Annotated in this window: 19 protein-coding genes; 5 read left to right on the top strand and 14 right to left on the bottom strand. The window is 48.1% G+C overall.

The window, feature by feature from the left end:
* Positions 1–5 precede the first annotated feature (5 nt).
* From LWH95_RS08420 to LWH95_RS08400, 5 genes are read left to right on the top strand one after another with little or no spacing between them, the layout of a single operon-like run.
* Entirely contained in the window at positions 6–320 is a 315-nt protein-coding gene (locus LWH95_RS08420) for a WXG100 family type VII secretion target (protein WP_003239785.1), read from the top strand.
* Positions 321–325: 5 nt separating this feature from the next.
* A complete protein-coding gene (locus tag LWH95_RS08415; RefSeq protein WP_232919325.1) occupies positions 326–1,549 on the top strand; it encodes a hypothetical protein in 1,224 nt (407 codons plus the stop codon).
* Positions 1,550–1,560: 11 nt separating this feature from the next.
* Complete coding sequence (locus LWH95_RS08410) at positions 1,561–2,328, top strand: hypothetical protein (RefSeq protein ID WP_232919324.1); 768 nt, start codon at positions 1,561–1,563, stop codon at positions 2,326–2,328.
* A gap of 23 nt (positions 2,329–2,351) precedes the next feature.
* A complete protein-coding gene (locus LWH95_RS08405; protein ID WP_232919323.1) occupies positions 2,352–2,909 on the top strand; it encodes a YfjD family protein in 558 nt (185 codons plus the stop codon).
* 49 nt (positions 2,910–2,958) lie between these two features.
* Positions 2,959–3,288, top strand: coding sequence for a YnfA family protein (locus LWH95_RS08400; protein WP_232919322.1), 330 nt, complete (start codon positions 2,959–2,961; stop codon positions 3,286–3,288).
* A gap of 35 nt (positions 3,289–3,323) precedes the next feature.
* Here LWH95_RS08400 and LWH95_RS08395 read toward each other — a convergent pair whose 3' ends face one another.
* From LWH95_RS08395 to LWH95_RS08330, 14 genes are all read right to left on the bottom strand, one after another.
* Complete coding sequence (locus tag LWH95_RS08395) at positions 3,324–3,503, bottom strand: small acid-soluble spore protein H (RefSeq protein WP_003239795.1); 180 nt, start codon at positions 3,501–3,503, stop codon at positions 3,324–3,326.
* 52 nt (positions 3,504–3,555) lie between these two features.
* Complete coding sequence (locus LWH95_RS08390; RefSeq protein ID WP_232919321.1) at positions 3,556–5,373, bottom strand: sigma-54-dependent Fis family transcriptional regulator; 1,818 nt, start codon at positions 5,371–5,373, stop codon at positions 3,556–3,558.
* A 115-nt stretch (positions 5,374–5,488) separates the two neighbouring features.
* On the bottom strand, positions 5,489–6,865 hold the full coding sequence (gene acoL / locus LWH95_RS08385) for an acetoin dehydrogenase complex dihydrolipoyl dehydrogenase (protein WP_232919320.1): 1,377 nt from the start codon (positions 6,863–6,865) through the stop codon (positions 5,489–5,491).
* Positions 6,866–6,885: 20 nt separating this feature from the next.
* Complete coding sequence (gene acoC / locus LWH95_RS08380) at positions 6,886–8,082, bottom strand: acetoin dehydrogenase complex dihydrolipoyllysine-residue acetyltransferase (RefSeq protein WP_119913565.1); 1,197 nt, start codon at positions 8,080–8,082, stop codon at positions 6,886–6,888.
* Positions 8,083–8,095: 13 nt separating this feature from the next.
* Positions 8,096–9,124 carry an acetoin:2,6-dichlorophenolindophenol oxidoreductase subunit beta gene (acoB, locus tag LWH95_RS08375; RefSeq protein ID WP_100276074.1) on the bottom strand — a complete coding sequence of 343 codons (1,029 nt, stop codon included), beginning with the start codon at positions 9,122–9,124 and terminating at the stop codon, positions 8,096–8,098.
* Between the two features lies 1 nt (position 9,125).
* Positions 9,126–10,127, bottom strand: coding sequence for an acetoin:2,6-dichlorophenolindophenol oxidoreductase subunit alpha (acoA, locus tag LWH95_RS08370; protein WP_061188184.1), 1,002 nt, complete (start codon positions 10,125–10,127; stop codon positions 9,126–9,128).
* Between the two features lie 230 nt (positions 10,128–10,357).
* Positions 10,358–11,047, bottom strand: a complete 690-nt coding sequence (locus LWH95_RS08365) for a YfjL-like protein (RefSeq protein WP_232919319.1) — start codon at positions 11,045–11,047, stop codon at positions 10,358–10,360.
* Between the two features lie 29 nt (positions 11,048–11,076).
* Positions 11,077–11,529, bottom strand: coding sequence for a DUF6884 domain-containing protein (locus LWH95_RS08360; protein ID WP_232919318.1), 453 nt, complete (start codon positions 11,527–11,529; stop codon positions 11,077–11,079).
* A 94-nt stretch (positions 11,530–11,623) separates the two neighbouring features.
* Entirely contained in the window at positions 11,624–12,880 is a 1,257-nt protein-coding gene (locus LWH95_RS08355; RefSeq protein ID WP_232919317.1) for an amidohydrolase, read from the bottom strand.
* 21 nt (positions 12,881–12,901) lie between these two features.
* Positions 12,902–14,434, bottom strand: coding sequence for an AbgT family transporter (locus tag LWH95_RS08350; protein ID WP_232919316.1), 1,533 nt, complete (start codon positions 14,432–14,434; stop codon positions 12,902–12,904).
* Positions 14,435–14,455: 21 nt separating this feature from the next.
* Positions 14,456–15,640 (bottom strand): M20 metallopeptidase family protein, encoded by a 1,185-nt coding sequence (locus LWH95_RS08345; protein WP_232919315.1) that lies wholly within the window; start codon positions 15,638–15,640, stop codon positions 14,456–14,458.
* A 146-nt stretch (positions 15,641–15,786) separates the two neighbouring features.
* On the bottom strand, positions 15,787–16,770 hold the full coding sequence (locus LWH95_RS08340; protein WP_232919354.1) for a tRNA dihydrouridine synthase: 984 nt from the start codon (positions 16,768–16,770) through the stop codon (positions 15,787–15,789).
* 454 nt (positions 16,771–17,224) lie between these two features.
* A complete protein-coding gene (gene rlmD, locus LWH95_RS08335; RefSeq protein ID WP_232919314.1) occupies positions 17,225–18,625 on the bottom strand; it encodes a 23S rRNA (uracil(1939)-C(5))-methyltransferase RlmD in 1,401 nt (466 codons plus the stop codon).
* A gap of 114 nt (positions 18,626–18,739) precedes the next feature.
* A complete protein-coding gene (locus LWH95_RS08330) occupies positions 18,740–19,603 on the bottom strand; it encodes a DNA-3-methyladenine glycosylase family protein (RefSeq protein ID WP_232919313.1) in 864 nt (287 codons plus the stop codon).
* Between the last annotated feature and the right edge of the window lie 117 nt (positions 19,604–19,720).

The following is a 19,720-nucleotide window of genomic DNA, read 5'->3' as shown; positions in this document are numbered from 1 at the left end:
AAAAGTTGGACTCATATAAAGTCATTGAGCTGGCAAACAAGTACAGTGCGGCCGCAGAAGAGGTCAGAAGCTCCAAAATGCTGCTTGAATCCCGGTTATCTGCATTAGGGGATGCTTGGCAGGGAAAAGCAAGAGATTCGTTCGACCAGGATTTCGAGGAAACGAAAGCCGCCTACGATCAATTCGAACAGGAGCTGCTTGAAACAAGCCAGGAGCTAAAGGCAGCCGCCGTCAAAATAGAAGAACGAAAAGCTGAAATTGCCAGAATGGAAGAACTGGAACGTAAAGCAAGAGAGGAAAGACATAAACTCAGGGGGTGAATGGTGTGTCAGGAAACATTGCAGTTGATCCGGATAAACTCGAACAGCTGGCAAATGATGTAGTCACTGAATTAACCGATATGGAAAGCAAATATAAGGACCTGCATTTGGAGCTGGGGCAGATGATTTTACAATGCGATCCCCGCTACAGCAGCTGTTTTTCCGGAGTCGGCGATGCGTGGAGCTCAGGAAAAGCGCTCGTCACCAAGCTGAGTGACAATGAGATTTTTATCAGAAAAACGGGCGATAAATTTGTTGAACAAGATGATATTTTACGAAAGCTCTATCATGCTTACGACAAATACGGAACGATGACAAGCTTAACCGCCCTTATGCTGACACAAGGAAAATACTACGGATTAGGGCTTACGAAATTTGTGAAACAGCCAAGCGGTTTGCATACCGCCCGGCACTCAAAACTTCTATTGGATATTTCCAGAGCCGTTGACAGCTCACGTTATCAAAAAGCGGCTAAAGTGCTTATGAATCCTAAATATTTGTTTAAAAAGACAAACCGGCCATTTTCAGATTTGGTACATAAAAAGTTTACAAAGTACTTCCCTCAGGATACGGTCGATTTTTCAAACAGCGTCAGAAGCTACACAAGAGGATTTCTTAATGAAGCCGGCGTACGCTCAACTTTGAAGGATGTCGGAAAAACGGGCTTGAAATTCGCAAAAGGAAATGCCATTACCGCCACACTGATCACCGGTGCGACCGAAACGTTCGGAGCGGGCTTGAAAATTGCTGAAAATTACGCGAAATACCAAGACAAACCCGAAGTTCTCAAGCGTGAAAACGCCAAGGCCGTCGGGAATGCTGTGAATAACACTATTTTCATCGCAGGAGGAGCTACGGCAGGCGCTGTCGTCGGCGGCGCCATCGGAAGTGTCTTAGGTCCTGTTGGTACAGTAGTCGGAGGCACAATCGGATCAGCCATAGGAGGGTTTGCTGGGGAAAAAATCGCAAAGTTCACATCAGGCTTTGCTGAAAAAGCGGCGATAAAGCTGAAAGAACCGATTCACGCTGTCGTCGATACAGCCAAGAAAGGGCTGGAATCAGCCGGCAAAGTCGTCAAATCAGTGAATGACGGCATAGATGCGGCGAATAAAACGATACATAAAGGGATAGACAGTGCGAAAAAAGGAATGGAAAAAGCAAAGAAAACAGCGGACTCGCTTATACACGGCGCAACCCATTTCCTTAAAGGGAAACTTTCATTTGGATAGGAGAATAATCAATGAAGCAGTTTACAATCAGCATAGAGGAACTCTTATTTTGTTTTTACAGCGAAGGGTTTTTTGAACAGGGAATGGCCTTGAAGCAGGCCTATTTTCCGGAAATAGAAGATGAACAGCTCGGTGCTTTGTTCGAAGCGGCATGCCGCTCGCTTTTGGCCAAAGATGCGGCGGAATACCGTAATCATCAATACCGATTAAAGGACGAGTACTGCCCGTTTATCCACGTATTAAACGACGCGGATTATACAGTGAAACTGTCCAAATTTGATGAACAAGGCAAAGAACAGAATGTGTCCTGCCACGTTTCTAAGTTCGGCACTTACTCTCATGAACTGCTGTTTGATGAACAGGTGCACAGCATCAAAAAAATGGATTCAAGTGACGGATTACTTTCTAAAACATCCGAGTTTTTAAATATAATAGATGCTGAGGATAACAAAGAATCAATTATTACTCTGACATCAACTGAATTTGAATTGCTTCTGGAAGGTGCTTCTGACACTCCCACATATCTGAAAGAGTTTCTCGTTAAGCATGAACATCAAGAGGATATTACCCGATTCGTAAATGATCTGGCTTCACGAAAAGGGAAAATGGATACGCTGATGCGCCTTGTTTATGACAAAGACAACTCTCCGGAAGTGGCTGACATGGCTTTCGTCTTGCCTAGTAGCCGTCATACTTGGCTGGTAACAGGTATCACTCAAAATGAATTTTCTATCGTACCAGCAAATAAAGATGTGGTAAAAGGAATACTTTTTTGCTAAAGAGCGATAAAGGAGAATAGCAATTGAAAAACAATGAAGTAATTAAGATCAAGAGTAGAATGTTTTTTAGAATCTGGCTGTTCCTCGCCACAGGGGGCGCTTTTATTGCAGGAGTGTGGCTGGTGTTTGAAGCTCTCACATTTGAATCTAAGTATGCCCTGCTTTATTTGGGCGGAGGATTAATGGCGATTGTTTATGGATTAATCACATTTTTTATGGCTTTTCCGGCGTTCACAAGCCGGGGAAATGTCATTTTCAGCGTAAAGACTGGGCCTGATGGCGAGATCTTCTCGAGAAAGCGCAGTGTGCTGTTTTCTGAGGTAAAACGGATTTATATGGGACGGCATCATTACAGTTTGAAAGGGATCTTTTTTGAGGATATCATCATCGAGAAAACAAACGGCAAAGTCGTTCGCATCCCTACCTGGAACATTATCGCGTATCCTCCGTTTTTCGAAGCGGTTGAACGCTATATCCTTCCCCATCTGAATGAAGAGGCGAAAAGCAATTGGATTGGCCAGTTTACGGAGGTTCAGCGAAACGCGTATTTGAAGGAGATGGAGAATCATCCAAAGCTTTAACAGCACTCCTCCTTTATAATGAAAGAGAAAAGCAAGTTGAGGAGTGCGCGTGATGCTGATTACCATTCTTTTATTTCTCGCGGCGGGGCTTGCCGAAATTGGCGGCGGGTATTTGGTTTGGCTGTGGCTGAGAGAGGCAAAGCCAGTCGGCTATGGCATCGCCGGAGCGCTGATCCTGATTGTCTACGGCATTCTTCCGACGTTTCAGTCCTTCCCTTCCTTCGGCCGTGTATACGCCGCTTATGGCGGGGTATTCATCGTGCTTGCGGTTCTATGGGGATGGCTTGTCGACCGGAAAACACCTGATCTGTATGACTGGATCGGTGCATTCATTTGTCTTATCGGCGTCTGTGTCATTTTATTTGCTCCGCGCGGATAACAAAATGGCCCGCTTATGAAGCGGGCCATTTTTGTTTAATCCTCTTTTAAGTTGGTCAGCTGTACTTCATGCTCCTGCTCAGGTTCGTCCAGCGGATAAATTCTCGCTGTTCCGTTTTCTTCATTCACGTGCTGAATGTAAATAGGCACGCCGTTATATGTTACTTTCTTCATGTCGGGAGATTCTACAATTTCTTTCGCCCTTTGACTATTCATTCTAACACCCTCCTTCATACATAACGTTTCCATTTCTTGAAAGAAGTATGCTTTATGATTCAGCGGACAAGTTGAATTTTTTCAGCCGTTTGTAGAAAGTGCTCCGGGGTATCCCGCTGATTTTGGCGGCTTGAGAGATGTTTCCTTTTGCGGATTCAAGCGCTTTGATGATAATATCTTTTTGGATTTGCTCACGAAGGGTCAGCGCGCCGGCAGCATCCGGCTTTTTTTCCGCCGGGATGATCGGCAGTCCTGCAGCTTCCAGTAAAGCGGTGAGCGGCTCATCCTTCAGCCGGCCGTCCGGAAATCTGATGGAAAGACGTTCAAACACATTAAACAGCTCGCGAATATTCCCCGGCCACCTCCATTGCTTCAGCATATCCAAAAAAGCAGGGGGAAGTTCGCCAGGCCAATGATTCTTCTGTTTGTAGTACTGGAAAAGATCCGGAATATCTTCAGGGCGATCGCGTAAAGGAGGAAGCTCAATCGGATAGACATGAATACGGTAAAACAAGTCCTCTCTGATTTTCCCGCTTTCGGCAAGCTCGCGCAAATCACAATGTGTGGCGGCAATGACTCTGATATCAACCGGAATTTCTTTCGTTCCGCCGACCGGCGTAATCTTGCGTTCCTGAAGCACCCGTAAAAGCGCAACCTGCATCGAGTGGGAAATTTCTCCGATCTCATCTAAAAATAAGGTGCCTTGATTCGCCTTTTGAAAGGCGCCTTTGTAGCCGCTTCGTTTCGCTCCCGTAAAAGCGCCCTCCGCATAGCCGAACAGCTCGCTTTCAATCAAATCAGACGGGATCGCTCCGCAATTGACAGCAACAAACGGGCCGTGCCGCCGCTCGCTGTTCTCATGAAGTGCGCGTGCCGCGACTTCCTTCCCCGTACCAGTTTCGCCCGACAGACAGACCGTTACATCCGCCGCTGCCGCTCGTTCAAGGCTCTTCAGCATAGCTTGCGATCGGCCGCTTTGCCCGATAACTCCGTTGAATCGAAACGCCGTCTTTTTCTTTTGTTCCGCGAGATAAAAACAAGTGCCGCCATCCCCCATAGTGACGGCTTTTTCAATTGAAAAGCCCCGTTCCTTCAATTCATACAGGTGCCTGCCCTGCCAATCCGGCATTGAGGTTCGAACCGCTTCACTCGCGCTGATGATATGCTGTTTGACATTGCAGAGCACCATCGGCACACGGGATGCAGCTCTATCCGCAAAACGGCTGATCAGCTCCAGCTCTTTCTCACGGCTTTTAGCTGCCAGTTCCCGTTCCGCGGCATAGGCAATCGCCGTAGCAATACCGAGCATATGAGGATGCGCGCCTGCTGCCGGACACGATATGTCAATCACACCTGCAAGACTGCCATCCTCATGGTGAATCGGAGCGGCTGAACAGTTCCACTGATGGGAAGCGATAGAGTAATGTTCGGATCCTTGTATCGCAACCGGCTCACTAATGTGAAGCGCCGTGCCAATCGCATTTGTCCCGACAGCCGTTTCCGTCCAGCATGCGCCTTCAACAAAGTTGATGCGTTTGGCTTCATAAAGCGCGCGAGGATGGCCGTCCAATGCCAGAACAACGCCGTCTGAATCAATTAACAGCGCCATCATTTCCATTTCTTTTATGGCAGGCAGCAGTTTTTCGAGGTAAGGCTGTGCGGTCGTCAAGAAGAATGAATGCTTTTTTGACTGCTGATCCAGCTCGGTTTGCTGTAAAACCTTCGGGCCTTTTTCTAAATAAGGATTGACCTCAGCTTTTTTGCAGCGATGCCATGACTCGGCGATCCGTTTTCTTAATCGGGCTTCGTCAAGCACACCGTCTTTCACAAAACGTTTCCAGGTTTGCAAATCGTTTGGGATCGAATTCATTTCCTTGATCGCTCCTCCCTTACACGCCGTTTTCATCTATTGTAGGGGAAAAATAAAGCGCTTTCAACACTAAAAAAGCAGACGCCTTGTATCCCTGCGCCTGCTTTTTCCCGTGTTACGCATGCACTGCAAGCCCAATCGTGCTTAACAGCGCCTCGTGCAATGTTTCCGACAGTGTCGGGTGGGCGGCGATAAAATGCTCCGCCATATCAGCGGTCATCTCACCATTCATGATCGCAGCCGCCTGGCCGATGAGTTCGGTCACATCAGGACCAATCATTGAGACACCGACGATTTCGCCGAATTCCGGTTCTGCCACGATTTTGATCTTTCCTTCCGCTTGCTGTTTAATGAGCGCCTTGCCGTTTGCGGAAAAAGGAAATTCGCCAATCTTCACATCCCCGTATACGCTTCTTGCCTGTTGTTCTGTCATCCCGATGCACGCGATTTCCGGTGATGTATAGATGCAGCGGGGCACATGTTTCTCATTGATTTTGACATCCCTTCCAGAAGCATGAGAAGCAGCGATGATGCCCTCGTGGAAAGCTGCATGCGCCAGCTGAATGCCTCCGATTGCGTCTCCGCACGCATAAATATGAGGCACGTTCGTCTGCATATGCCCGTTTACCGAAATGCCTTTTGGAGAAAAATCAACTCCGGCCTGCTCCAACTGTAATCCGTCAAGACGGGGTTTTCTGCCGATCGCCACCAGCACATAATCAGCCTTCGTTTTAAACTCCCGCTGCCCGCTTTTCCATATTGCCGTTTTGGCCGTTTGATCCACCCGCTCTAACCTGGATGAAGTATGCACTTCAACACCGTCTTCCTCGAGCTTCTCCTGAAAGAGACGGGCAATCTCTTCATCTTCAGCCGGGATCAGCTGGCCGGCTGTTTCAATGATGGTCACCTTCGATCCCAGTCTGGCAAACAGCCCGGCATACTCACACCCGATGACACCGCCGCCGATAATGACAAGCGAAGATGGAATCTCAGAAAGGGAAAGCGCGTCCTTGCTGTCGATGATCCATTCGCCGTCAAACGGGGCGAATGGCAGCTCGATCGGCTCTGATCCAGAAGCAATCAATACTTGATCTGCTTCTCTGATTTCTTTTCCGTTCTCTCCTTCGATCAAGAGCTTTCTGTCAGAAAGAAAGGAGGCCGTCCCCTTCACAACCTGTATTTGATTTTTCTTCATTAAATACTGAACGCCCTGGACAAGCTGTCTGACAACCTGTTGTTTTCGGTTTTGCATTTTACTCCAATCGACCGATATCGCACCTGCCGGAAGTTCAATTCCAAAGCTGGCGGCATGCTTGATTTTATCAAGAACGTTTGCGCTTTCTAACAAAGACTTCGTCGGGATGCAGCCTTCATTCAGGCAGGTTCCCCCAAGCGGGCCTTTGTCAATCAGCAGCACGTTTCTGCCCTGCTGTGCCGCGGAGACCGCAGCCGCATAGCCTGCAGGTCCGCCGCCGATAATGGCTAGTGTCATGTCGTTTTCACCTGCTTTTCCTATAAAATTAATGCTGCCGGTTCTTCTAAATATGTTTTAATCGCCTTTAGAAATGCAGCGGCAGGGGCGCCGTCACATGCTCTGTGATCAAATGTCAGGCTGAGCGGCAGGATCGTGCTTCTGACAATCTCCTCCCCTTGATACACCGGCGTGTCATAGCTTGCTCCGATGCCGAGAATCCCTGTTTCCGGCGGATTTAATATCGGCGTGAAATGCTCGACTCCAAAAGCGCCAAGATTTGTAATGGAGAAGGTTGAGCCTTGCAGTTCTTCGCTTCCCGCCCGTCCCTCGCGTGCTTTTTTGGCATGTTCTGAGATGGATTGAGCCAGTTCGATCAGCGACTGCTTTTCAGCATGGCGAATCACAGGCACAACTAATCCATTTTCCAAGGCCACAGCCATTCCGAGGTGCACATGAGGATGTGTGATGATGCGTTCATTTTTATAAAAGCTGTTTAGCACAGGATGAGCTTGCAGGGCGAGAACGGCGGCTCTTGAGACAAAATGAGTCATCGTCAGCTTTGTGCCGTACCGTTCTTCCGCAGTTGGCGAAAGCTGTTTTTGAAGGGCTGTCAGCTTGGTGATATCAGCCTTCATCGTAATCGTCAGCTGCGCGCTGTTTGCCAGGCTTTCCTGCATTCGGGCCGCGATGACTTTTCTCATGCCTGTCACTGGGGTTTCCTGCGCTTTCTGCTCAGAAACCGGCTCAGCCTGATCTTTTTTCTGTTCAGCAAGCGCCTTTATAACGTCGTCCTTCACGATTCGCCCGCCTGGTCCAGTGCCTTTCAGCTGTTTCAGGTCTAATCCCGCTTTTTCCGCTATTTTTCTGGCGACTGGAGATATCTTGATTCGTTCTTTTTTGGCGGCTGCGGGTTTGTTTTCTTGTTTGACGGGCTGGACGGCTAGCGGCGCGCTATCTTCCGAAGCAGGCTCTTTCGCCTCTTCCTGCACCGATTCATTGGCGTCCCCGATGTAGCAGATCGCTGTGCCGGGCGGAACCTCTTCTCCCTCTTTCACTTTGATATCGATCAGCGTTCCTTTTTCAGGCGCCTCGATTTCCATTTCAATTTTCTCCGATTGAATGCTGGCAATGCTTTCTCCCTTTTCAACCGGGTCACCTACTTTTTTATTCCATATCGATACTTCCCCTTGTTTCATGGCCATTCCCAATTTTGGCATCACTACTTTTACCGCCATTTGTGTCCCCCCTTTAATTCATTGCCGGCTCGCCAAGCAATTCAAGCGTGACGCTGACAATTTGATCTGGTGTCGGCAAATATTGATCTTCAAGCACTGGCGAAAACGGCACTGGTGTATGCGGCGCTGTAATTCGTTTAATCGGCGCATCAAGCAAATCGAAGCCCTTGTCGGCAACAATCGCAGCAATATCCGTGGCAATGCTGCATCGCGGATTGGCTTCATCAATGATGATCAGCCGGTTTGTTTTTTCCAACGATGTGAAAATCGCTTCCTCATCCAGAGGAGACAGACTGCGGGGATCAAGCACCTCGGCTTCGATGCCTTTTTCTGAGAGCTTAGCCGCCGCTTCAAGCGCGGTATTGACCTGCTTGCCGACTGCAAACAGCGTAATATCGCCGCCTTCGCGTTTGATGTCCGCCTTTCCGAGCGGGATTGTATAATAATCTTCCGGCACCTCGCCCTTCATGTTGTAGGACGTTTTGTCTTCAAAAAAGAACACCGGGTCATTGTCTTCTATTGCTGCAAGCAGCAGGCCTTTGGCGTCATATGGATTGGACGGAACGACCGTCTTCAATCCCGGGATGCTGGTGAAAAGGCCATACAGCGCCTGTGAATGCTGGGCAGCGGCCCGGAATCCTGCTCCGTAGGTAGTGCGGACGGTAATCGGCACTTGCGCTTTTCCGCCGAACATATAGCGGAATTTCGCCCCTTGGTTGATCACCTGGTCAAAGCACGTGCCGATAAAATCATTAAACATCAGCTCCGCAATCGGCCTCAGCCCGGTTGATGCCGCAGCCATGGCCGCCCCCATATAGCCCGCCTCAGAAATCGGTGTGTCCAGCACTCTTGTGCGGCCGAATTCCTGTACAAGCCCCTTTGTGACCCCTAATACGCCGCCCCATGCTTCATCATCCTGCAAATGATCGACCGCCGCTCCCCCGGCGACATCTTCACCGATCAAAAGCACATTTTCGTCTCTTCTCATCGCAAGCTTCATCGCTTCATTGATCGCGTCTGACATGCTTATGACTCTCGCCATCTCACATTCCCCCTTTTTCATATGACACGTAGACATCTGTCAGCAGCTCTGACTCTTTCGGATATGGACTGTCTTCACTGAACGAGACGGCTTTTTCAATCGATTTACTGACACGCTGTTCAATGTCTGACAGTTTATTTGCATCTGTTTCTTTTAAAAGATAGTTTTTAAAGCCTTGAATAGCATCCTTTTCTTCAAGGTGCTCAGCTCTTTCATCCTTCGTTTTATAGGTTTGGGCATCCCCTTCGAAATGGCCGTAGTTTCGATAAGTCATACATTCGATCAAAGACGGGCCTCCGCCGTTTCTTGCTCGTTCTATCGCTTCCTCGGCTGCCTGGTAAACTGCTAAAATATCTTTTCCGTCAACTGTGACCCCCGGCATGTTATAGGCAGCCGCCCGGTCGGCGATTGAATCACAGGCCGACGCGTACTCAAATGGGGTGGCTTCGCCATAGCCGTTGTTTTCAGCAACAAATACGACAGGAAGGTTCCATACTGCCGCTAAGTTCAGCCCTTCATGGAAGGTGCCTTGGTTATTTGCTCCGTCTCCGAAAAAGCAAACGCTTACATTCTTAGTCTGTTTATATTTAGCGGTGAGCGCTGATCCGCATGCGAGCGTAAATCCGCCCCCGACGATTCCATTTGCCCCTAACATACCTTTATCGAGATCGGCAATGTGCATAGAACCACCCTTGCCTTTACACAATCCGGTCGCTTTCCCGAAAATTTCCGCCATCATGCCGTCCAGATCACAGCCTTTGGCGATGCAATGGCCATGCCCCCTGTGCGTGCTTGTAATGCTGTCGCCATCATGTAAATGAGCGCACACCCCTACAGCCACCGCTTCCTCACCGGCATACAAATGGACGAATCCGGGAAGCACTCCCTGTGCGAACAGTTCATGCACTTTGTCTTCAAAGCCCCTGATTTCCAGCATCTTTTGGTACATCCACAGCGCTTTCTCCTCAGTTAATGACAAGCCTTCTCGTTTTAACAATTCCATTTTGTGTGCCTCCTTCTATTTAGGGTTCACGTTTTTAAATGCAAGAAGTGTGCCAGCCTTTGGAGCCCGTAAAATCAGTCTTTCCGTTTTTACACTGGAGACAGTTCGAGACAGGTGTCTCATTTTGTCTCGATTTGATCCATTTGTCTCGTTTTATGGCCTGCAAAAAAGACCGGGCATCACCCGGTCTTTTGACAATGATCGACGTATTTATTTCCTCGGAAATCTTTTTAACTTCCTAATTCCTCTGCATCGTTTGGCTGAATAGCCGTTTTCGGAAGAAAATCAATTGAATATTTCACATAACCGATACCGCCGTCGCCGTCCTTCTGCATACAGTCTATCGTGCCGTTTGAATATGTATATCTCTTTTCATTAAGCGTTTTTCTGACCGTTTCCGCCATCTTTGAAGCACCTGTTTTCGATAACTCGCTGGCATCTAATTGAATCGTTATGCTCATAGGCGCTTTTTCAGCCAGCTGTTTGTTCCATTTTGTATCTAATGTGAACTGACCGTTTTCGATGCTCAACGCAGCGTCGGCTTTTATGATTTGCGGAACCGCTTTTTTCAGATCTGCTTCGATTTCCTTCGATGCTTCTTCATTTAAACGTTTTGCTGCTGATTCGGTATACGCTTCTTCAATTCCATCGCAAGTGACTTTAGGATGGAGAAATCCCTTCGTACACATTGGGTAGCGATGAGATTGGGTGTTTGCTTGGAACACATATTCCGAGGTTTTAGCGTTATATACCCCATTCGTGATCTTGATTTCTTTTTTGGGATAGGTTTGTTTCGCATAAGATATAAGCTTCTGCTCTGCGGCATTTTTCGTAAATGGATCACCGAAACATACATGATAGATATATAGCCCGCATCCGAATACCGCAATAACAAGCAAGCCAAACACAAGTTTTTTCATGTTCACACTCTTTTCTTGAAATGTACGTGCTACAGTTCATGCTTGTCTTCAACCGCCCGGTTCAGCGCTTGAAGCATGTAGCCAATGCCTTTGTATGATGACAGAGGCCAGCTGATGTGCTGATGCTCGCCGATGACGGCGTTTAGGACGCTTCGATATTTTTTGCCGCCAAGCATGACAAGCTCTTCGATGTCGGAAAAGCCTTTTTCGCAAAATTGGCGGCGGAGCTCCTCTGCTGTCATGATCTCCGTATGACCGGTTCCAAAAGCCACATCGTAATTTTCGGGAACGATATCATCTGGGCGAAGGAATCCGTGCTTCGCAGACAAAATCACCCATTCATCGAAAAATGTTTTCGCATAACGCTCGCAAGCCTGATGAAACGGGCTGAGATAAGCGTCTTCCGCCCTTACCGGCCCTGTGTCTGGATGGATGTCCCATATTTTTTTCTTGCCGCAGGGGATGATGCACAGTCGTTTCATTTTTCTCTCCCCTTTATCATGTATCTCATATCAATGTACCATTATTTTCTTATTCCTGCATGTCATACAATAAAAATAGAGGGGGGTTCCCCCTCTACTTTAACAGCTTCATTGCAGCCCGCTCCAGCAGCTGGACACCTCGCGGCAGAATGTCTTCCTGGATATCGAACTTTTCATGATGATGCGGGGCGGCGATGTCGGTGCCGATGATCATATACGTTCCTTTTCCTCCCCGCTCTTGAACCCTTTTGATCATGTAGCTTGCGTCTTCGCTCCCTCTTGATCCTGTTTGAATGCCTTTGAGAGAAGAAAAACCGTCAACCTCTGCAGCCGCTTCAAGCACAGTTTTGACCATTTCCTCGTCACATTTGATCGGAATGGCTCCGCCGATGATGTCGATGTCATATTCAAGTTCATGCATGGCTGCACTGTGGGCAATGATCTTTCGTACGCGTTCCTCCAGATCACAATTGACCTCTTCTGAATCAGACCGCGTTTCAATGATCATTTTGGCGTGCTGCGGGATGATATTTGCCGCTGTTCCGCCTTCAAGCACACCGACATTAATGCGGGTATCTCCTGAGCTGAAACGCGGAATGGCGTGAATGTTTAAAAGCGCTGTTGCCGCACCTAGCAATGCATTCTTGCCAAGCTCAGGCGCCGCGCCGGCATGGGAGGAGACGCCGCGGAAATGGACGGCCATTTTTGTCGTGGCCAGAAATCCTTGCGCTCCGCCGTATATTTCTCCCAGCGGCACATTGGTGCCAAGATGGTGGCAGAGAAGATAATCGACATCATCCAGCATGCCTTTCTCGGTGACAGCGTACGCTCCGCGGACGCCCTCTTCGGCGGGCTGGAAGATCAGCTTTAAGGTGCCCGCAAAGTTTCCGTGTGCCATCGCTTTTGCCACACCTAACCCAATGGCGGTGTGGCCATCATGGGCACAGGCGTGCATATTTCCTTCAAATTCAGACCGGAAGTCCTTGGCGAACGGGACATGGTCCGCCTCTGCGCTTTCTGTAATCGGCAGTGCATCCATATCAAAACGAAGCGCGACGACCGGTCCCGGTGCATTTCCCTCCAGCGTGCCGATGACTGCGGTGTATCCGCCTTCCATTGGCGCAATGATATCAGGATCCGCTCCATTTTCTATTGCACGTTCAAAAGCCCGCTGCAGGTCTTTTTCAGAAGGGACGCCTCTGCGGGCATCGCCATCAATTGCATCCTTTCCATATGTCACGTCGTATCCAAGGGCCAGCAGGGTTTCCACAACCTTTCCGGCTGTACGAAATTCCGTGAAGCCTACTTCTGGATGCCGGTGAAAATCTCGTCTCACTTGAATAATATCCATATCTCCCACCCTTTGTTGTTTTTACTTTGCATAGACGCCCGGCCCGATTGGCCAGCCGAATACGTACCAAATAAACATCATGAGCAGCCACGCCAAGAAGAACAGAACCGAATACGGAATCATTGTTGAAATCACGGTTCCAAACCCCGCATCTGTTTTGTAGCGCTTATAGTACGCCAGCAGCATCGGCAAATAAGGATTCATCGGCGTGATGGTGTTGGTGGCGGAGTCCGCTATCCGATAGGCGATTTGAATAAAAGCGGGATGGAAATCCAGCAGCATCAGCATCGGAATAAACACGGGTGCCAGCAGCGCCCATAACGCGGAACCGCTCGTAATAAACAGACTGACGATACACGTCAGCAACGAAAATCCGATTAATACAGGGAATCCCATTAGATGAATAGATTGCAGAAAGTCAGCGCCTTTTACCGCCATAAAAATCCCCATATTGCTCCATGTGAAAAAAGCGATAAACTGAGAAATGACAAATACGAGCACAATAAAACCTGACATACCTTTAACGGAATCACCCATCAGCTTCGGAACATCTGTCTGATCCTTAATGCGTCCGGCCATGATGCCGTAGACAACCGATACAGTAACAAAAAACAGTAAAATGATTGGGATAATGCCTTTCAGAAAAGGTGAGGAAAGAATTGAGCCGTTTTCAGGATCTCGCAGGAGCGCTCCCTCCGGTACGACTAATATCGCAATGATGCCCGCGTATAAGAGAGCCGCAGCCCCTGCCCCCTTCAGCGCTTTGATCTCTTTTTTCGTTAAAGCCGCTATTTCCGGCTGATATTCGCCGCGGTAACTGCCAAGCCGGGGTTCAACGATTTTGTCTGTCACCCATGCTCCGATAAAGGCTAAAACAAATACGGAAGCGGCCATGAAAAACCAGTTATCAACAGCGGACACGTGAGCATTTTTGTCGATCGTTTGGGCGACCTTTGTGGTGATGCCAGAAAGCAGCGCATCTGTCCCGGCAATCATCAGGTTGGCCGTAAAACCTGATCCTACCCCTGCTGAAGCGGCCGCAAATCCGGCGAGCGGATGACGGCCGGCTGCCATGAAAATCAGCGCGCCTACCGGCGGTATAATCACCCATGCCGCATCGGAAGCCAGATTCCCTAAAATCCCGACAAATACAACGGAGTAGCTGATGATCGCTTTCGGAATGTGGGCCATCATCTTCTGCAACACAGCTTCAATTAAACCGACCCGTTCCGCCAGCCCGATGCCGAGCACCATCGTAAGCACAAGGCCGAGCGGCGGAAATTGAACAAAGTTGTTTACCGCTTCCGTCAACATCCAGTGAATGCCCTCGGTGCTAAGCAAACTTTTGACTGCTATTGCTTTGCCGTCTGCCGGATGTGTTACTGCGTTTCCAGCCAGCAAAACAGACATGGCGATGACGATCATACATAAGTAGATAAACAGCATAAAAGGATCAGGCAGCTTGTTTCCAGCCTTTTCGATCCACTTTAATATTCCTTTATGCTCGATCTTTTGTAAAGAATCAGCAGTCATTTCCGTCAGATGTTTAGCCATAGCGCCCTCCTATAATCGGTTTTAGTATGCCTTCACAGAAAACGTATGATGGGAATTGAGAATAAAAAAGACTGAATTTACAAATAATTTAACACCTGCTGGTAATGCGTTTTCGTCAAATGTGAATTTAGGATGGTGATGAGGATAGATCATCTCCTCGCCTCCCGCTCCCAAAGCGATGTAACAGCTCGGCACTCGTTCAGAAAATGCGGAGAAATCCTCACCGCCCATCATCGGTTCTAACGGAAATACCTGTTCCTCTCCCCAAAGATTTATTGCTGCTTGTTTCACCAGCTCGGTGATATCCCGATCGTTTACAACAGATTTGTATCCATGGCGAAAATCAAATTCATATGAGGCGCCGTGGGCTTCGGTTACACCTTTTATGATCTGCTCCATCCGCAGTTTCGCCTGTTCCCGGATTTCTTCCTTAAACGTTCGCAATGTCCCACCCAGCGTTACGGTATCTGGGATGACATTGTAGGCTGAGCCTGCGCTGCACATCGTGACGGAGAGCACCAGCCTTTCAGCTGGATCTGTATGTCTCGAGGATATGGTTTGCAAATGAGAAATCAGCTGAGAGGCGATCACGAGCGGATCGACGCACTGTTCGGGCTGGGAGGCGTGTCCGCCTTTTCCTTGAATCGTGATATCAAAGCGGTCAGAATTCGCAGTGACAGCACCTGATGCCAGACCGATTTTTCCTAATGGCATGGCAGAAAACAGATGGATGGCTAAGCACATATCAAGATGATCGGTAACACCGGCCTGCACCATTTCCTGCGCTCCGCCGGGATGAACCTCCTCAGCATGCTGAAAAATGAAATAGACTTCTCCTCTGATTTCGTCCTTTCTCTGAGATAATATCTCAGCCGCCCCAAGCAGCATAGCGGTATGCCCATCATGGCCGCAGGCATGCATCACACCCGAATGCAGGGAAGAAAAATCGCTCTCATGCTCCTCCTGAATCGGCAGGGCGTCCATATCAGCACGCAGCCCAATGCGTTTACCGGTCCGGGAACCGATCAGCCGAGCGACCACGCTTGTCCTTGTCGGACGGCTGATGTCAAGGTTGCCAAAAGAAGAAAGCGTATCATATACAAATTGAGCTGTTTTTTCTTCTTGAAAGGACAGCTCTGGGTATTGATGGAGATGTCTCCTCCATCCAATCACATTCTTGTACGTAGCGGCATATTCATCCATCATGCTTCCAGCCCCCAATCGTTTTTAGAAACTCTTGCATTTACTTTATTGATTATATGGCGCTGGTTCAATCGGAATGTCAGACAATCTGACTTATTAAAGGTGACATGGATCAAAAAAAGAAGAGGAAATCTGACAGATTTCCTCTTCTACTGCTCTTCCACCCCATCAAGATACTTTCTCTCAAAGTCATCGAGCAATGCACGCACTTCGTCTGTTGACTTTGTGTTCATGCATTGATTTCTTAATTCACTTGCCCCGCGGAATCCACGGAGATATATCTTAAAAAAGCGAGGAAGAGGCTTGTACGCACGAGCTTCTGTTTTAGAATATTCATCATGGAGATCCAGATGCAGCCTTAAGAGATCAAGCAATTCCTTACTGCTATGTTCTTTCGGCTCCTTTTCAAAGGCAAACGGATTTGTAAAAATACCGCGTCCGATCATAACTCCATCAACACCATATTGTTCAGCGAGCTTCAAACCAGTTTGGCGGTCAGGAATATCACCATTGATTGTCAAAAGTGTATCTGGCGCCACCTCGTCACGAAGTTTCTTAATCTCCGGGATGAGTTCCCAATGCGCATCCACTTTACTCATTTCAGCTCTTGTACGCAGATGAATGGAAAGATTAGCAATATCCTGCTTCAATACATGTGTCAGCCAATCGCGCCATTCATCTATATCCGTGTAACCAAGCCTTGTTTTCACGCTTACTGGCAATCCCCCTGCTTTTGCTGCTTGTATTAATTCTGCTGCAACCTCTGGACGACAAATAAGGCCGCTTCCCTTTCCATTCCCTGCCACATTAGGCACAGGGCAGCCCATATTGATATCCAGACCCTTAAACCCTAATTCCGCCATTCCAATACTCATTTGGCGAAAGTTTTCAGGCTTATCCCCCCATATATGAGCCACCATTGGCTGTTCATCCTCTGTGAAAGTCAAACGGCCACGCACACTATCCTTCCCATCCGGGTGACAATAGCTCTCCGAGTTTGTAAACTCTGTAAAAAACACATCCGGTCTGCCAGCTTCACTCACTACATGGCGGAAAACAACATCCGTTACATCTTCCATTGGTGCAAGTACAAAAAAAGGTCGTGGTAATTCACGCCAGAAATTATCTATCATAACAAATTCAAATCCTTTCATTATGGGAGACGGCCAAATCTTTATCCCAAATTAAAAAGCTGATCATGCTTCTTTTACACTTATAGCATGCTTCAGCACTTCTTATCAAACTATAGTAAATTTTGAACATTTAAATCTTTACCAAGTGCAAAGAAAACCAGTGAGAAAAGGCAGTTTAGATCATAGGCTAGGTATATTATCGAGATTTATACAGTATACTCCTGAGTATTTTTTAGATGGACGAGTATCACATACTTGTTTCTGCGCCCCTACCCAAATTTGTGAAAGAAAGTATCGCTAAGATATTGAATTGGTTTGGATCTTAAAAATCCCGGGATTCTTATTGAAAAAAACCGAGAAATTACAGACTGGACAAGGGCGGCGCATGAAAAAGACCCGGAAACCGGAATTGTTTATTTTACCGGAATCCAAGTCTGATTAGGAATTATTTATTTTAGTTAGACGATTTCAATACAAGCTTCGCTACAGCTTCCACATGAGCCGTCTGCGGAAACATATCCACAGGCTGAATATATTCCACACGATAATCTTTCGACAGCGCCTGCAAGTCCTTCGCAAGCGTGGATGGATTGCAAGAAACGTAGACAAAGCGTTTCGGTTTGACTTTTTTGATCGTGTCCAGGAACGTGCTGTCACAGCCGGTTCTTGGCGGGTCGACGATAACGACGTCCGGACGGAAGCCTTCTTTCGTCCATTTCGGGAGCCAATACTCAGCTGTTCCTGTTACGTATGTGGCATTTGTCATGCCGTGTTTTTTAGCGTTTTTCTTGGCATCATCAATTGATTCCTTGATGACGTCCATGCCGCGGACTTCCTTCGCTCCGTCCGCCCCCCACATTCCGATGGTGCCGACGCCGCAATACGCGTCAACGACTTTTTCTTTTCCGGTCAGCTGCGCCGCTTTTTTCACTTCGTCATACAGCTTGACGGTTTGCTCCGGGTTGAGCTGGAAAAAAGCGCGGGCGCTCAGTTCAAATGATACGTCGCCAAGCACCTCTTGGATCACTGTTTTTCCGGCGAGCGGTTTTGTTTTCTCACCGAAAATCACAGAGGTTTTCGCTCCGTTTACATTTTGGATAATGGATTTGACCTCTGGCAGGCGCTTTTGGATCGCTTTGACGATTTCTTCCTTGTGCGGAAGCGTTTCTTTTGCTGTCACAAGCACGACCTGCACTTCGCCTGTTTCAAAGCCGACTCGCGTCACAATGGTGCGAACGTCGCCTTTTCGCTTCCGTTCATTATAAACAGACACATTAAAATCCTCTAAAATGCGGCGGACGATTCCTGTTGTTTTATTTGTTGCCGGATGCTGGACGACGCAGTCTTTAATCGGCACAATATCATGAGAATCAAGGCCGTATAAGCCGGCGATGATGCTGCCGCTTTGCGAGCGCCCGATTTGGAATTGGCTTTTGTTGCGGTAATTCCACGGGTTGTCCATGCCGATCGTTTCTTTGATTTCCATGTTCTCTATTTTAAACTTCGTATGGCGCTGAAGCGACTGAATGACGATGTCTCGTTTTTCCCGAAGCTGCTGGCTGTATGCAAGGTGCTGAAGCTGACAGCCGCCGCACTGTTCATATACAGGACAAGGCGGTGCCACGCGGTGCTCCGACGATTTGCGGATCTTCTTAATGCGCCCCTCCGAAAACTTCGGCTGAACCTTTGTGGCCTGCACGACAACCTCTTCACCAGGGAGTGCGCCGGGCACAAAGACAACTTTTTTCTTAAAGTAGCCGACACCTTCGCCGTTAATGCCGAGACGCTTAATCGTCAGCGGAAAGGTTTGTCCGACTTTCAGTTCGACGGGCGCCTGTTTCTTTTGTTGGTTCACGTTGTTCTCTCCGTTTCTATAATGAAGCTTTCTGCAGATGGCAGAAAGTGAAATGTTTTTTTCACATCTTTCTAGTATAACACGTTTGCAGGATTTCCTTCATTGTCAGACGAATTATTCGATACTCCTCCACAAATACAGAGACGCATAGCTTAAGTAAGGCTCCCAATCCTTGCTCATTGCCAGCATGACATCCTTTGCCGGCTTATCGTCCAGCTGAAAATGACGTTTGATCGCATTCTGGAGACCGATATCGGCAAGCGGGAATAAATTAGGGCGTCCAAGGCCGAACATGAGGACGTTTTGCACGGTCCACGGGCCGATGCCTCTGATTTTGATCAGCTTCTTCATAATGTCTTCATCCGTCATATTCGGAAGCTCTGACAAGTCGAGTGTGCCTTCTGCGATCATCCTTGATGTATCAATGGCGTATTCCGCTTTTCTCATGCTGAATTGCAGATCGCGAAGATCCTGATAATCGAGCTCCGCAATCGTTTCTGGCTTTGGATAGCACCACACGCCGTCCTTCTGCTCGCCAAACGCATGGACAAACCGTTCTGTTAACGTGTAAGCGAAGGAAAGATTGAGCTGCTGGTGGATGATGCATTTCATGATGCAGTTGTACACGCTGTAGTCCAGTACAAGCGGCGTGCCTGCATGCTCTTCAAAAATGGCGGACAGACTCGTTTTCGAAAAATGATCGAGAACGTGCTGCAAATCATGTTCCCATTGAAAAATCCGCTTGATTTCCTTCATCATCTCATCCTGATCCGTTTCCCCGCTGACGAGAAACTCAGGCTCGGCCGCATGGCCTAATGCCTGTACCTTCACAATACACACGTCCCCCGCCTGGTTTCTGATCGGCACGCGGATTTCCCGCGCTTCTTTATCTACCGCATTGAGGGGATCTAAAGACAGTCTGTCCAACACCCGGTCAAAATGGTACGGAGGCGTGACAGATACGTTTTCCTTCCACATGCAATCCACCCTTTTTCCGTTTTTTGTTCAGTATAACACGCCGCTGGAAATTGGCAGAGAACACCGTATACTTTTCTCATAAAGGCCGCATGATATAATGGCAGGTGGAGGGTTGTT

The organism is Bacillus sp. G16 (assembly GCF_021282335.1).
Lineage (GTDB): Bacteria > Bacillota > Bacilli > Bacillales > Bacillaceae > Bacillus > Bacillus inaquosorum.
The sequence above is the reverse complement of the archived record's forward strand: the minus strand, read 5'-3'. Positions and strand labels throughout refer to the sequence as shown.

Bases quoted from the DNA above. Each gene is read 5' to 3' on its own strand.
- LWH95_RS08360 (WP_232919318.1), bottom strand. From the start codon at position 11,529: ATGAAACGACTGTGCATCATCCCCTGCGGCAAGAAAAAAATATGGGAC.
- LWH95_RS08355 (WP_232919317.1), bottom strand. From the start codon at position 12,880: ATGGATATTATTCAAGTGAGACGAGATTTTCACCGGCATCCAGAAGTA.
- LWH95_RS08365 (WP_232919319.1), bottom strand. From the start codon at position 11,047: ATGAAAAAACTTGTGTTTGGCTTGCTTGTTATTGCGGTATTCGGATGC.
- LWH95_RS08330 (WP_232919313.1), bottom strand. From the start codon at position 19,603: ATGTGGAAGGAAAACGTATCTGTCACGCCTCCGTACCATTTTGACCGG.
- acoL (WP_232919320.1), bottom strand. From the start codon at position 6,865: ATGACACTAGCCATTATCGGCGGCGGACCTGCAGGCTATGCGGCTGCG.
- acoB (WP_100276074.1), bottom strand. From the start codon at position 9,124: ATGGCGAGAGTCATAAGCATGTCAGACGCGATCAATGAAGCGATGAAG.
- acoA (WP_061188184.1), bottom strand. From the start codon at position 10,127: ATGGAATTGTTAAAACGAGAAGGCTTGTCATTAACTGAGGAGAAAGCG.
- LWH95_RS08350 (WP_232919316.1), bottom strand. From the start codon at position 14,434: ATGGCTAAACATCTGACGGAAATGACTGCTGATTCTTTACAAAAGATC.
- LWH95_RS08340 (WP_232919354.1), bottom strand. From the start codon at position 16,770: ATGATAGATAATTTCTGGCGTGAATTACCACGACCTTTTTTTGTACTT.
- LWH95_RS08395 (WP_003239795.1), bottom strand. From the start codon at position 3,503: ATGAATAGTCAAAGGGCGAAAGAAATTGTAGAATCTCCCGACATGAAG.
- acoC (WP_119913565.1), bottom strand. From the start codon at position 8,082: ATGGCGGTAAAAGTAGTGATGCCAAAATTGGGAATGGCCATGAAACAA.
- LWH95_RS08410 (WP_232919324.1), top strand. From the start codon at position 1,561: ATGAAGCAGTTTACAATCAGCATAGAGGAACTCTTATTTTGTTTTTAC.
- LWH95_RS08390 (WP_232919321.1), bottom strand. From the start codon at position 5,373: ATGAATTCGATCCCAAACGATTTGCAAACCTGGAAACGTTTTGTGAAA.
- LWH95_RS08345 (WP_232919315.1), bottom strand. From the start codon at position 15,640: ATGATGGATGAATATGCCGCTACGTACAAGAATGTGATTGGATGGAGG.